This is a genomic window from Paenibacillus larvae subsp. larvae, assembly GCF_002003265.1.
GTDB lineage: Bacteria > Bacillota > Bacilli > Paenibacillales > NBRC-103111 > Paenibacillus_H > Paenibacillus_H larvae.
This window is the reverse complement of the sequence record NZ_CP019687.1, coordinates 1,240,331-1,253,940: the sequence shown is the minus strand read 5'-3', so window position 1 is coordinate 1,253,940 and position 13,610 is coordinate 1,240,331. Positions and strand designations below refer to the sequence as shown.

General features: G+C 41.4%; 16 protein-coding genes and 1 pseudogene. 10 read left to right on the top strand and 7 right to left on the bottom strand.

All coding sequences use genetic code 11. The features are described 5' to 3' along the window. The first annotated feature begins 62 nt into the window (after positions 1 to 62). The 6 genes from BXP28_RS06360 (at position 63) to BXP28_RS06340 (ending at position 4,736) form a co-directional block, all read left to right on the top strand. The gene (locus BXP28_RS06360) at positions 63 to 329 is read left to right on the top strand and encodes a YuzC family spore coat inner layer protein (protein ID WP_077584971.1); all 267 of its coding nucleotides are present in this window, start codon (positions 63 to 65) and stop codon (positions 327 to 329) included. 387 nt (positions 330 to 716) lie between these two features. Further along, positions 717 to 1,340: a YhbD family protein gene (locus BXP28_RS06355; RefSeq protein ID WP_036654351.1), complete on the top strand. Its 624-nt coding sequence runs from the start codon at positions 717 to 719 to the stop codon at positions 1,338 to 1,340. A 108-nt stretch (positions 1,341 to 1,448) separates the two neighbouring features. Further along, positions 1,449 to 1,667, top strand: a complete 219-nt coding sequence (locus BXP28_RS06350) for a hypothetical protein (protein WP_023485112.1) — start codon at positions 1,449 to 1,451, stop codon at positions 1,665 to 1,667. Positions 1,668 to 2,230: 563 nt separating this feature from the next. Then, complete coding sequence (locus BXP28_RS22525; protein ID WP_024093945.1) at positions 2,231 to 2,347, top strand: hypothetical protein; 117 nt, start codon at positions 2,231 to 2,233, stop codon at positions 2,345 to 2,347. 128 nt (positions 2,348 to 2,475) lie between these two features. Further along, positions 2,476 to 3,372 carry a polysaccharide deacetylase family protein gene (locus tag BXP28_RS06345; RefSeq protein WP_023485113.1) on the top strand — a complete coding sequence of 299 codons (897 nt, stop codon included), beginning with the start codon at positions 2,476 to 2,478 and terminating at the stop codon, positions 3,370 to 3,372. Positions 3,373 to 3,530: 158 nt separating this feature from the next. Continuing rightward, the gene (locus BXP28_RS06340; RefSeq protein WP_023485114.1) at positions 3,531 to 4,736 is read left to right on the top strand and encodes an MDR family MFS transporter; all 1,206 of its coding nucleotides are present in this window, start codon (positions 3,531 to 3,533) and stop codon (positions 4,734 to 4,736) included. A gap of 71 nt (positions 4,737 to 4,807) precedes the next feature. Here the strand turns inward: BXP28_RS06340 and BXP28_RS06335 are convergent, their stop codons facing one another. The 6 genes from BXP28_RS06335 to BXP28_RS06310 all read right to left on the bottom strand — a co-directional run bounded on the left by BXP28_RS06335 (position 4,808) and on the right by BXP28_RS06310 (position 8,982). Further along, positions 4,808 to 5,479 (bottom strand): YIP1 family protein, encoded by a 672-nt coding sequence (locus BXP28_RS06335; RefSeq protein WP_023485115.1) that lies wholly within the window; start codon positions 5,477 to 5,479, stop codon positions 4,808 to 4,810. 16 nt (positions 5,480 to 5,495) lie between these two features. Further along, positions 5,496 to 5,819 (bottom strand): stage II sporulation protein M, encoded by a 324-nt coding sequence (locus tag BXP28_RS06330; protein WP_023485116.1) that lies wholly within the window; start codon positions 5,817 to 5,819, stop codon positions 5,496 to 5,498. Positions 5,820 to 6,006: 187 nt separating this feature from the next. Continuing rightward, the gene (locus BXP28_RS06325; protein WP_036654348.1) at positions 6,007 to 6,213 is read right to left on the bottom strand and encodes a hypothetical protein; all 207 of its coding nucleotides are present in this window, start codon (positions 6,211 to 6,213) and stop codon (positions 6,007 to 6,009) included. Further along, positions 6,214 to 6,957, bottom strand: a complete 744-nt coding sequence (locus tag BXP28_RS06320) for an ABC transporter ATP-binding protein (RefSeq protein WP_024093950.1) — start codon at positions 6,955 to 6,957, stop codon at positions 6,214 to 6,216. It lies immediately after the preceding gene. Next, a complete protein-coding gene (locus tag BXP28_RS06315) occupies positions 6,954 to 8,642 on the bottom strand; it encodes a hypothetical protein (RefSeq protein WP_023485118.1) in 1,689 nt (562 codons plus the stop codon). The genes BXP28_RS06320 and BXP28_RS06315 overlap by 4 nt, the downstream gene beginning before the upstream one ends. 124 nt (positions 8,643 to 8,766) lie before the next feature. Then, positions 8,767 to 8,982 (bottom strand): uberolysin/carnocyclin family circular bacteriocin, encoded by a 216-nt coding sequence (locus BXP28_RS06310; RefSeq protein WP_036654347.1) that lies wholly within the window; start codon positions 8,980 to 8,982, stop codon positions 8,767 to 8,769. 424 nt (positions 8,983 to 9,406) lie between these two features. Here BXP28_RS06310 and BXP28_RS06305 point away from each other — a divergent pair, with 424 nt between their 5' ends. The 3 genes and pseudogenes from BXP28_RS06305 to pyrH all read left to right on the top strand — a co-directional run. Beyond that, positions 9,407 to 9,841: a MarR family winged helix-turn-helix transcriptional regulator gene (locus tag BXP28_RS06305; protein WP_023485119.1), complete on the top strand. Its 435-nt coding sequence runs from the start codon at positions 9,407 to 9,409 to the stop codon at positions 9,839 to 9,841. 79 nt (positions 9,842 to 9,920) lie between these two features. Beyond that, the gene (locus tag BXP28_RS06300; RefSeq protein ID WP_237703253.1) at positions 9,921 to 10,562 is read left to right on the top strand and encodes a YczE/YyaS/YitT family protein; all 642 of its coding nucleotides are present in this window, start codon (positions 9,921 to 9,923) and stop codon (positions 10,560 to 10,562) included. A gap of 167 nt (positions 10,563 to 10,729) precedes the next feature. Further along, positions 10,730 to 11,090: pseudogene (pyrH, locus tag BXP28_RS06295) on the top strand (UMP kinase); the annotation flags it as partial. A 114-nt stretch (positions 11,091 to 11,204) separates the two neighbouring features. On the opposite strand, the gene BXP28_RS06290 reads toward pyrH, so the two are convergent. Continuing rightward, positions 11,205 to 11,942, bottom strand: a complete 738-nt coding sequence (locus BXP28_RS06290) for a DUF1836 domain-containing protein (RefSeq protein ID WP_023485122.1) — start codon at positions 11,940 to 11,942, stop codon at positions 11,205 to 11,207. A gap of 285 nt (positions 11,943 to 12,227) precedes the next feature. Here BXP28_RS06290 and BXP28_RS06285 point away from each other — a divergent pair, with 285 nt between their 5' ends. Next, positions 12,228 to 13,517: a hemolysin family protein gene (locus BXP28_RS06285; protein ID WP_023485123.1), complete on the top strand. Its 1,290-nt coding sequence runs from the start codon at positions 12,228 to 12,230 to the stop codon at positions 13,515 to 13,517. The last annotated feature ends 93 nt before the right edge of the window (positions 13,518 to 13,610 follow it).

Genomic DNA, 13,610 nt, shown 5'->3' with positions numbered 1-13,610 from the left:
GGTATTTACATATAAATCAGCGACAATCGCCCCAATATCCGCCAATAAATACGGAGATGATCATGCAATCTGCCAAAACAATTAAAATTCTGCTCAGAGACGCGAATCAGGTTATGAATAAAATCTCCGAGTCTCCGGCCTTTTCTAAAAAATTGATGGAAGCAGCCCAAACGGGAAAAAGCAGTGAAGTGAACAGGTTGATTCAGACAACAGGAATTAGCTCAAGAGCTGATTCCAGCTATACACCGGATGGGCTTCATATCGTGATTAGACCTGAAGAAAAAGAACTGTCATGCTGTATACTTAAGATTGGTCTGCGCTGGATGTGAGTTTCAAGCCCTTGAATGAAGGGCAGTTCCTGTATATTTTTTTCCAGGCCGTAAAACACTATGGTTCCAAAAGGGGATGAAACCATGTGTGAACGGCTTTTTCTTGATGCAAAGATACAGGATCTCCGGCAATCCTTTGATATTGGACAACTTCCGGATTGTCCTCTTATACCCGAAGGTGAAACCGACTGAACAAGTAACGGCTATTCGGATGGTAAAAGGCATTTATAAGATTTAGGATTTTCTAATTAGCAAACTCTTTCTGAATGTAAGAAGGAGTTTTTTTATTTAAGGAACGTTTTGGCGTTATTTTCCGACGGCTTGGCTAAGCATTTATTTACAACGTAACAATGTTATGTTACATTATTTTTGAAGGAGGAGAAATCCATGGACTCAGACCTTATTTCAAAAAAAGAACTGCTGGACCTGGCAGATATCTCCTATGGCCAATTGTACAGATGGAAACGGAAAGCTTTGATTCCGGAAGACTGGTTTATCCGGAAATCCACTTTTACCGGACAGGAAACTTTTTTCCCGAAGGATAAAATATTGCCGCGCATTGAGAAAATCAAAGAAATGAAAGATAATTTGTCTCTTGATGAGTTGGCGGATATGTTTTCTCCCCGGCCCTCAGATTTAAATCTGAATAAAGAGCAATTTTTAAACCGTAATATTGTTTCATTAGAGGTGCTGGAACGTTACGCAACCCGTACCGGGACGCCAGGGGAGTACTCTTTCTTTCAAGTATTTCAAATGTACATCCTGAACCGGTTGCTGAAAACAGGAGAAATCACCTTAGCTGAAGGGGAGACGTTACTTGATCTGTTCTTATCACAGTCCCCGGAAGGCATCCAAAAAGGGGAATTGCTTTTGATCCGCAAAATGGGGATTTCCGTTTTTCTTCTAACTCTGGAGGCTGACCAAATAATAGTAGAACAAGGAGCGAAAGTAAGAGTAAAACTTTCTTTACATGAATGTGTGGAAACCCTGAAAGGGGAATTAATGAAATAGACTATCGGCGGGCTGCTGAATGCGGGTACAATTGATATCAGTCTTCATGCCCATTGCTCAGCCAGGGAAATTGGGGGCGAGAGTATCACGATTCAGCGTAAAACGGGCATGAAGGTTGTTGACAAACTGACGAGAAACCTGTTTGCATCCAAGCTGAAAGCGGAAGTAATCGAGGGAGATACAATTTATCTGGAAAATACCAAGGCGGATATAGTCAGAGGTAACCGCATTGTGATCGGGCAGGGCTGCGAGATTCGGTTGATCGAATTTAAAGAGCATTTTGAAGCGGATAAATCCGCAAAAATCGGAAACAGTACACGTCTTTAAAGTATGGGAAATATTTCGCTGCTTTTTCTTGTTTTCCTGATAGCCAAAAACGGAATACAGACCATTGCTATTTGCAGATGGCGGACGGCCGCCCGTCATTCCGAATCCATGTGATAGTAAAGGGGGAATTGCAAGAAGAGCTGACCGCTATCTCCGAAAAGGCAATCAAGCAAAAGGCCCAAGAGAAAATCAGACAGGAAATTTATGAGACGTACCGGAAAGGGATGGAAAAATAAACCGATGTTTATTCTTTGGCCCATCTATGGTACAGATCCGATAATCATTCATGGAAACAAATGAAGCCGCAGGAAAGAGAGGAAGCCATCCGTAATTTGAAGGTTGAAGATATTCCTGTTGATGTGAAGCTCATTCACACGGAATGACTAAATTAAGGACCCCCTGAGCACCTTGCCCGGGGGTTTGTACATGAATAAGAATGTAATACAAAAGTTGTATACCTGTTCCGTCTTATGCATGATTTCCGCAACTTCTATTTTTTATAAGATCAAATCAAATAAGAAGAAGGAGGAAATGATCAGGATGGATAAAAAAATCAGGTAGTGATGATATCAGGAGCATCGCGCGGTTTAGGCCGTGCCTTAACACTGGCTTTTGCAGCCAAAGGAGCGAAGCTGGCCATTGCAGCGAGGGGGGAGAAGGCATTAGTACCTGTGGCATGAATCGGCGACTTGCATTATTTTATGAAGTTTACTAGAATTATACCTTTATATGCGGTTTTTTAGAGGAAAAAATCACCTGATGGCGAAATATGTTTATAACATCAAGTTCAAGTAAGGGTGGTTATTTCTTGAAAACTAAAGCATGGAGTGGGGCCATCCGCCTTACGGCTATAACAGCAGTATTCGCAGTTTTGTTAGTAACAGCAGCTTGCGGGATGACCGTATCCCAAGATACTACAAAGAAGGAAAAACGGGCTCTTGTACTCATGTATCACCATGTCGTCAAGGATGAGGAAACAGCGCTTTTAAATGACGCCACCATCACAGTCGGACAGCTCCGCGACCATTTGATTGCATTACGGCATGCAGGTTATAATGTTATTCCAATGTCTGATTTTGTGGAGATGATGGAAGGAGGCAGAGGAGTCCCGGAAAAGTCTGTTGTTCTTACCTTTGATGATGGTTACGAGTCCTTTTATACCCTGGTTTATCCCCTTTTAAAAGAAATGGGGATGACTGCAAGCAATTTCGTTGTAGGTTATTCCTCTGATATGTATAACCCGGAAGCTTATCCGCATTTGAGCTGGGAACAGATGAAGGAGATGAAGAAGGACGGAATGAGCTTTTACAGCCATACGTATAATCTTCATCACAAGCATAACACCTCCAAGGAAGGAGACCCGAAGCCTGCGCTTACGATTGCCAAATATATGCCGAATAAGCAGCGTAGTGAAGACGCGAACGAATATATTCGGCGGGTCAAGACAGACTTGTCATTTATGGAAAAACGATTGAAAGAGGAACTGGGAGAGCAAATCAGCCTCCTGGCGTTACCTTACGGATATATAAATGAACAGGTGCTAACCGTTGGACAAGAACTTGGGATCAAACTGTTCTTTCTGACAGAGGAAGGCATCAATCATGCAGATCAAAAAGAAATTTACCGCATAAATGCCGGTAATCCGCATATTACTTCCGGACAGCTGATAGAGCGGATGGCACAATTCGAAAAAAATGAAACATGAAATATGAAGTCGCGCTGATCGTGGGCGTGACTTTTTCTTTTTAGTAAAATGAAACTGAAAAAAGGTCTTTCTTTTTCATACGGGGGCTATATATAATGGAGGGAGTGCGTTCCGAATGGAAAGAGATGAGAGGATAAAATCACACAGGAGGTGGTTTTATGCCTAAAAAGTTATGGCTGTTAGTAATGGGAATGTTTATAAATGTTACGGGCGCATCTTTTATTTGGCCGCTCAATACTATTTATATCCACTATCATTTGGGGAAGGCATTGGCCGTTGCCGGATTTGTCCTGACTTTGAATTCATTTGCTTCTGTCGTCGGAAGCCTGCTTGGAGGGTATTTATTTGACAGGATCGGCAGTTACCGGACAGTCGTCCAGGGCGTTGTCCTGACTCTTGCGGCCGCCACGGTATTGGCTTTTAATCACGACTGGTGGTTTTATGTAGTCTGTTTGATTGTAATGGGATTGGGTTCCGGAATGGTTGTTCCTTCCATATATGCTTCAGCCGGGTTGATTTGGCCCAGTGGAGGAAGCAAGACGTTCGCCGCGATCTATGTTGCCCAAAATGCCGGTGTAGCGCTTGGCTCTGCACTCGGGGGATATATCGCTTCATATTCATTCGACTATATATTCTGGGGAAATGCCGCTGTCTATGCCTTATTTACTTTGCTGGTGGTGTTTACATTCAAACGTTTTCCAACGTCCACAGGTCCAGTCGGCAAAGAAAAAAGAGGTTTGATAAAAACAAAGCTCACCTCGTCCTTTAAAGCTCTGTTGATTATCTGCGGGGCTTATATTTTGTGCTGGCTAGCCTACACACAGTGGCAGGCAACGATTTCGGTGCATATGCAAAGCCTGTCCATCGACCTGAAAAAATACAGCCTGCTTTGGACAATCAACGGGATTCTGATTGTATTCGGCCAGCCGGTCATGACCGCACTCATACCCAAAATAATTTCATCACTTAAAAAACAAATTATTTTAGGTATCCTGGTTTTTATTGCTTCCTTTGGAATCTTGCTGGTTGCCAGGGAATTCAAAATATTCCTCGTGGCCATGATTATTATTTCCTTAGGCGAAATGCTTGTGTGGCCTGCCATTCCAACCATTGCAAATAAACTGGCCCCGGAGAATAGACTGGGAATGTACCAGGGAGTGGTGAACAGCGCAGGAACCATCGGTAAAATGCTGGGACCGCTTCTGGGCGGAATTCTGGTGGATCTTTATAACATCTATGTTTTATTTATCCTGCTCATCGCACTTTTGTTCGTTTCAATCCTTATTGCCGGTATTTATGACCGAGGATTAAAAAAACGCTCTTCCATATCCGCAACCACAACCTCCAGCGGTCCAGATGCCTAAAACTGTCCCTTATAAGCAGACATGGTGAGCTGTCTACTTATAGGGGATCTTTACTTACAGACCAGTTTGGACTAAACTAACAAAAGTTGAAGAGCCGGGATAGAGATGGTGGTACAAAACCAAATAAAACCTAGGGTGAATACACCCCTTCTTCTTGTTTCTTTTGGAGATAAAAAATAAATGCCGATTCCCCAAAGAACTGCGCTCCAAATCCCAAATAAATTAAAAGATGATAAAAATTTAATTGTTAAGGGATCTGAAACAAAATAGAACAAATGTTCCAAATTTGCCGGAGAACCTTTTATTTGTCCATTTGTAATCCATCCCCCTATTGCGGTTGTCATCGTATTGAGTAACATCGGGATATAACAAAATAAGCCTACTAAGAACATTTGTCGAAACGATACACGAATCTTCATTACTCTTAAAGCAACCGTATAAATCCCGGCGTTTATCACTGTCCAAACGGTTGGACCCAAAAAGGATATGACAATTAATAAAATAATCATGAGAGTTTTAAGAGCCGTATACAAATTTGGATCGGATAAATCCACTCCCAGCATCATTTGCAATTGATCCGCATCAAAAAATACGATTGGCACGGTAGTGAATAGAACAGAAAGCAAGGTAACAAAAAATAATGGTTTTAAACTGTTCTGACAGCATTTTATTTTCTCCATCACCAGACGGGGGTTAAAAAGGATATAGCCGTGGTCTTTAAATGCAATCGTACGATTTTCCATGTAAATATAAGCTCCTCTATTGCTTAATAAAATAAGGTGTAATATAAGCTTCCACAATACCAGCGCAAATCAACAAGATAACAACCAGCGACAGCAGCTTTAGTACTAATTTAAAGTCCTTGATTTCCAGTAATTTTCCACCTTTTAGAAATCTAACGAACACTTGTATGGAATAAAGACCGATGACTCCACCTAGGATCATGGCAGGAATCTCGAATATTCCATGCGGTATAATTCTAATGAAAGCACTGAAAAAGGTAGAGGACGTGCCAATTCCATAAAGAGAGGCCCCAAGCACAAACCCATTCATAAAAAGAACATACATCGTCGAAATCTCCATCGTAAACAATCCGCTTATAAAAAAACCATGCTTTTGAAATTATGGATGATATAAGTATAGGGATTTGTGGAAAGGGAGAGAGCAATCGGATTTAACTGTAAGTAGGGTCCTGCAAAAAAACCAATACATGTTGATAAAAAATAAATCATACATGAAATAAGGAGCAAGATTCGAATGTACTTTATTTCTACTTGGCGGATAATTTCTTTTTTAACCAACCTACAATAGGATCAACAATTAATACGATGGCGTAAGACGTTCCAAACAGTGCCATTCCCATAATAAAAAGGGAGGCATCATTCCCTTTCTGATACCACTGGATATCACCATAAATACCGATAAAAGCGAAAATAAAAATCAATGAGATTTGGTTTACTACCTGTTTGCCTCTCATTTAGTTCCCCCCATTCTCAGAAGTAATACTCAAAAATGCCTCTTCCAGGGAATTCCCATGTTGGGCACTATGTTTTAATTCTTGAACAGAGCCAGTGAAGATCAACTGCCCTTGACGAATAACCACAATTCGATCACAGATGCTCTCCACGATATCGAGCCGATGAGAGGATAATAATATCCCTGCTCCATGATTGGTTCGAACCAAATGAACCAAGAAATCTTTCATTTCCTTGGTTGATTGGGCATCAAACCCAGTCATGGGTTCGTCTAAAACAAGAGCGGGCGGTTGATGAAGCAGTCCGGTTATCATGGATACTTTTTGTTTCATTCCATGAGATAAGTGCTTAATAAGCTTATGGCGGTTGTCTTTTAGTTTCAGCATGTCAAGTAAAGGTTCGGAAATAGTATGGATCTGTGCCGTAGATAAGTGGTGTAATTTACCAATAAACACAATGTATTCTTGTACGGTCAACATGTTGTACAGGATCGGATCCGCAGGAACATAACCGACTGGCTTCGGCTTACACAGATCCGAAATTTGGGTTCCCGATAATAAAACTTTCCCTTGTACAGGCTGAAATAAGCCTGCGATGCAATTCATGATGGTCGTTTTTCCCGATCCGTTGTGACCCAAGAGACCCACAATTTCATTTGATTTTACGTGAAAAGTTATATCTTTCACAGCCAGATCTTTTGTACCCGCATATTGATAAGATATTCCGTAAACTTCAATTGGATTCAAAACTTCCATCCTTTCCACCAAGGTATTCGATACAACAATAAAAGTATGGATATCCATACAGAACTAAACAAAATAATGATACATAAGATGCAGATATAATATTGATTTGGGCTTAGTGCATTTGTATACAGGTAAACAGCGGCTACCGCAATTGAAATCATACATCCAAATTCATACACACGCAAAAACAGGGACTCCAATAGAACAGCTTTAGAGGATGTACCTATTCTCGTTTCATGATCCCAATTAAATTTAGGAAAAATGGCGCTGCTAACAATAAAACTTAAAGAATGGGTCATGGTAATCAATAAACTGCTGCAAAGTGAATAAAGAAACAAAGTTACTTCTATACGAAACATCAAGGACAGTAAGATTGTTACAGAGGTTATAACTCCCCCTACAAATAGACTATGCAGAATCAATTTTGATTTCATGAAAACAGCCGGGGAACGTAAATAAAGCAATAGAGTAGAGATCATACGGCCTTCAGCATCTATACTTGTTATCCGGGAAATGATGTTTCCGGCAAATGTAGAAAAAATAAATTCCATCGCAATAATGGCGGATAAGGATACAGTCTGGGAATGAAATAATTCTGAATTTCGAAGTGCCCCCAAAGTTCCCAAAAACGCCATAAACATAGACAAGAACTGTCCAACTGGAGTCATAAGTGTTCGCTTATCCCGCCAAACGATGATCAGATCTTTCATTATTAATAGCAGCCAATTGGGCATATTGGGGGTTTCAAGAAGCCTTAAACCACTCGAATAATCACGATTCACATATCTTGTCGTAAGCTGGGATTTTACATACAGGATCCGGTTAAACCCGATTACAAGTGTAACAAAAGTGATCAGTAAACTAAAAAGCAAGAGCAGGAAATAAAATTCCTTCCCTGTAATTAGCCACTGAGTAGGAAAGGACAACTTATGGAACAGGTTCAAGTGCTCACTTTGCAGAGACTGCCAAGACCAAGCAGGTGTATGGGTTTGGATAAAAAGAATTGTGACTATGTAGCTGCCTATACCAATGAAAATATATTTACCTAAAGCTAGTACGTGTAGATGCTGAAACCAATAGGTCTGCCCCCTTTGTTTTTTGGTTGATTTCACGAGAAACATGATAATCATACTGAGGTTCCTCAGCAATAAGATCAGAACAAGTAGTAACCCGAAATCAATCGTGAACCACTGTAGAGGAATCTTGATTGAATAAACGGAATTCCAGGCCAATGAAATTCCGATCAGGATGGGATAAATGAATAACCATACACTTAGAAAGAAGACATCTATTAACTTGGCAGTAAGTATTAGAATAAAATGAATTCCTTGTGCCAAGTATAGGGTACTATCATGTGAGTAAAAGGCTCTTGCATAATTATGTTTATAGTCACGAAACAACAACACCCAAAATAAAAGAAAGAAAACGATCATAAACAACGCTTCCAAAGTACTCCGGGCAGGGACCCATTCCAGAGACAGGGTGTAGGAAAAAATACCTTTGGATATATAGAAGGAAAAGGCCCCTAGTGTAAAAGGAAACAAAAACAACAAAAGCTTAGCATAAACAAGTCGGGAATCAGTCAGTGCTATAAAGTGATCCAGTAACCACCGGTAATGAAGCATATGCTGATAGTAAACAATGCGTACAAGGTTAGAAATGATAAACCCTCCAGTTAATTTCATCCTTAAAGCTGCTTTGTCTCATATTGAACCTCTTATGACTAATAGTCACGAGATTCTTAGTAATATCGGATAATGACGTGTCAAGAGACACGCCTTATCCGAAACCGATTCATAAATCAAACAATTACCAAGCTATTGCTGCTGTTTCCCCTAAATCTTTTACTTTTTTCTTTACAAGAAGGGCCAAAGCCGCATATCCCATACCGAGGATTCCACCACCTGCTACAATAATAGAGACAATTCCCCAAATGGATGCACCAGCATTGACAGCGTCAATTACTTTGCTTGCACTTTGCCAACTAATATTCATTGTTGAAACTAAATCTAACACTTCTCCCATGACAAACACCTCTCATACAAATTTTTTAAAAAAAATTATCTGTTTCATAATATAGTAAAAAATGGGATATTGTCAAGCGTAGAAACATAGATTTATTTTTTCCTATACTTGGATTTAGGAGTGGAGAATAGATGACATCAGGGGAGTAGAAAGCGGCAGCTAATATCCGCAGTGGTACTTAGAGGGAAAAAGTCTCACCCTTGATACGGACAAGGAGGACATTATTTTTCAGCTTAAGGACGAAGAAGAACATTCTTGATGAACCTTTGTGGGGACATTGTTTATATAATAGATAATTATACTCATTGGGAACGCTATCCGCCGGAGATGGCTGTTCCTTTTTTGTTTGTATTGACAGGATAACCGGTCTTTTATATACTTAGCTAAGTAACTAATATGCGGAAGAGAGAAGGGATTCCAATCCATGATTTACGGCCATACAGTAAACCGGACCGCAAGAAAGTTCTCTAAATATTTAAACGAACTCCTTGATCCTCTTGGACTGTTCAGCTCCCAATGGGGAGTTATTTTATGTTTACACGACAGGGGACCTTGTTCACAAACGGAACTATGCGAATATTTATCTGTTGAAGCTCCAACAATGACCCGGACACTTGCAAGGCTGGAAAAGATCGGCTATGTGGAGCGACGGAGAGCAAAAGACCGCAGGGCCTATCATGTCAGCTTAACGCCGCATGCCATGGAAATGCTGGGAGTCTGGACCCAGGCTTCGGAAATGACTGAGTCGATTGCTCTTAAGGGAATTGATGACAAAGACTTAGAAGTGTTTAATAAAGTACTGGATCAAATGAACCGGAATTTAGACCGGCAATTTGCAAAAGTCCCTAAAGAAACTTGAAAAGGTAAGAGAAACGGTCAAAATGTTTGATTTGACAATCAAAATAAAGAATTATAGAAAGAGGCGCTGGAAATTGAGAGTGGAGAATAGACGAGATCAGGGGAGTAGAACGGTTTGGAAAATAACCTTTCAGAGGTATGCTTTGTATGTTGTGGGAATCTTTGTACTGGCCTTTGGGTCAGCCGCTATGATTCAGGCCAATTTAGGTGTGTCTTCCTGGGATGTGCTTCATATCGGCATGACGAACTGGACTCCGCTATCGATTGGAACGTGGGTACAAATTGTCGGGCTGCTTATGTTAGGGGGATCGTCCTGGCTGGACCGGACTTGGCCCCAACTTGGAAGTATTGTCAATATTGTTCTGGTCGGCTTTTTCCTAAACTGGATTCTGGGCCTGCATCTGATTCCAACCGTACAATTGCTGTGGGAAAGAGGACTCTTGCTTGTTGCCGGTATTCTTTGCATGGGTTTTGGATCAGGTATGTATGTAGCATCCAATATAGGGGCAGGCCCGCGGGATGGTATGACGCTGGTTCTGGCGCAAAAGTTTGGGCTTTCCATCCGTTTAGTGCGGACCCTATTAGAATTAACGGCCCTCACGATCGGCTGGATTGCGGGCGTGCCGGTTGCGGCAGGTACGTTTATATCGGTATTTCTTATCGGTCCGGTGATGCAGGCATCGCTCGCTTTTTGGAGAAGGAGACTTGTTCATGACTCATGATCAGCTTAAAAGTTTGCCTTTTTCAGCAATATCACAAAAGCGAACCGGGTAAAGGGGCATATAAGTTCCGAACTTTCAAAACTGGGAAACTGGATATCCAACAGGAGGAGAATCAAGGATGAATCAAGTTGTATTCGTGAAGAGACCGGATACATATGCGGGAAGCCGGTGTGCTGAAATCCAAAACGGAAAAGGAAGTCAGAGTCATGTCGGCGATGCCCGTCAATACGGTAGCCGAGCCCTATATCCGGCTGCGGTCGACTCATCATTTGGAAAAGGGCTATATTGTTATTTTCGCAGGTGGAAACGGCCAGCCTTATGTAACCACAGATTATCCTTCGGTTCCGGAATCTGAAGGTCATGGATCAATCGGCCTTTATTCTGGCAAGAGAATACAAACTCCCGATTCATGTGTTTGACTTTGACCAGACCGGATCTATGAAAGCCATTTGTGAAGGAAATCATGTCGGGACGTTTATAGGAGAAAATACAGCGGTGGAATATGCGGAAAGTACAATAGTTACCTAATGTTTTCGATATATTCGATTATACGGTTTTCCTCAACACGTTCATTCCGGTACGAAAGATGGCCGAAACTTTACAAAAGATGAGGCTGAAGGCGCCTCATCTTTTATGCTTTTTTCAACCTTTATCCTTATGCAAATGCTGCAGGAACAAAGTGGCATTTATGTACTGCTTAGCCAAATGTTGATAGAAAGCAGTTTGTATAGATATTACTCCGATCATAATCATGTTGCGTACGGCCTCCTTTTGCTCCTCATTCAGATGAACAAGAGAATGAACGAACCGGTCAGCTTTATTCCGGATGACTTGCTCCATATGCTGGGTTTTATCCGTTTCTATTTCTTCTGCCATATTTGCATAAATTGCGTAAATGTCAACAGGCTCCAGCAAATCGTCTTCATCCGTCCGAAAATCTCCGAAAACTGCCCGGAACAAGCCGCGTATCGATTCAAAATCCAAATTTGTTTTGAAATCCTCGATCATAAACAGCAGGGCGATTTGGTTGACACAATATTTTCTGCCTTTTTTATTTTTCACCAACATCTCTTTGAAATCCCTTTTCACCCAATTTTGGACGGAAGTAATAGAGAACGTCGTATATTCAATTTGATTGCCCAGAGCTACAATATCATGCAAGGACAAATGATGTACGGGTTGTGTTTTGATCAGTTTGGTAAAAATAGAAGGAAGGGCAGTGGAAACAAACGCTGCAAAAGAAGTCCCCGCCTCCAGATCCTGTTGATGGCGGCTTGCCCACGCCTGCTGAAGAACCTGCAAGGGAGTTTTTTCTGAGTGTCCCTGCAGACAACGGAGCAATCCGGATATTTCTTTACGCGTCAATGTGAATGTTTCCATCTTGATCACCTCACTTTAAGCCTTCTGCATATGCCTACATCTTAAATACAGTACGAGCGATTGTCAAAAGCGCAAAACAAACGTGCGGAGTTTCGTTTAACTGCTAAACATGCCCAGATCGGCCGATGGGGGATTTTTTGAAGCATAGAGAAATTTGTCAGGTAAAGGAATTAATCATAAAATAAGTTCTTAAGAACTAATCAAAAGTTCTAACATCAGCGTTTTGCTGCCCCTGGAGTCTATGAAATCAGGCAAAATGCTAAATAATTAAAGGATGGTTGATGAATGGGTGTTAATTTGATTATGGTCGCTATTTTAATTTTGTTAACGGCTTTTTTTGTGGCGACGGAATTTGCGATTGTAAGACTGCGTTCAAGTCGGGTAGACCAGATGGTGTTTGAAGGCAAAAAAAATGCAGTAGCTGTTCAGAAGGTGACGGGCAACCTGGACGAATACTTATCCGCTTGTCAACTGGGGATTACGATCACGGCCTTGGGTCTTGGCTGGCTGGGAGAACCGACTGTTGAAAAACTGCTTCACCCTTTATTTGGCATCCTGCATTTGTCCGGAAACTGGACCCGTATTCTCTCTTTTCTGATTTCATTCATATTAGTAACTTACCTTCATGTGGTATTGGGAGAGCTGGCCCCTAAGACGATTGCCATTCAAAAAGCCGAGCAGATCAGTTTATTAACGGCCAAACCTATTATTTATTTTTATAAAATTCTTTATCCGTTCATTTGGCTCCTTAACGGCTCCGCAAATCTGCTGATTAAATTGTTTGGCTTAAAGCCAGTGAGCGAACATGAAGAAGCCCATTCGGAAGAAGAAATCCGCATTATTTTATCTGAAAGTTACGAGAGCGGTAAAATCAACAAAACCGAATTCGGTTATGTAAACAGAATTTTTACATTCGATGAACTGCTCGCCAAGGAAATCATGGTACCCCGGACGGATATGGTCTGCCTGTTTACGAACCATTCCCTGAAGGAAAACATGGATACCATCCGGCAGGAACAGTATACACGTTTTCCGGTAGCAGAAGGCAGTAAGGACAACATTATCGGGATGGTCAATACGAAACAATTTTTTCTGAACTACGATCCTCAAAAGCCGTTTGATTTTAAATCTTTGATTCATCCGATTCTCATGGTGCCTGATGTCATGCCGGTTAAATCACTGCTTAAGAAAATGCAGCAGGAACGCGTGCATATCGCCTTGCTGCTTGATGAATATGGCGGCACGGCCGGACTGATAACCATTGAGGATATTTTGGAAGAAATCGTAGGCGAAATCCGTGATGAATTTGACGAAGATGAGCCTCAGGAGATTGAACAAATCAATGAAACCACTTATCTGGTGGACGGAAAGGTATCGCTTGACCGGATTCAGCCTTTGTTCGGAGTCGAATTTGATGCGGAAGAAGTGGATACCATTGGCGGCTGGCTGTACAGCCAGAATCAATTTCTTAAAGAAAATGTCGGCTGGACATACGGTCATCTAACCTTTACTATCCGGGAACGTGACAAAAACCGGATCCGCAAGATTGAAATCCGGACTAGCCAAACTAAATAAAGTGAAAGCCGCTGACATACTGAAATGCACCTCCAATTGTTAGTTGCATCCAACAATTGGGGTGCAGTTCATACACAGCGGCTTTTATCATTG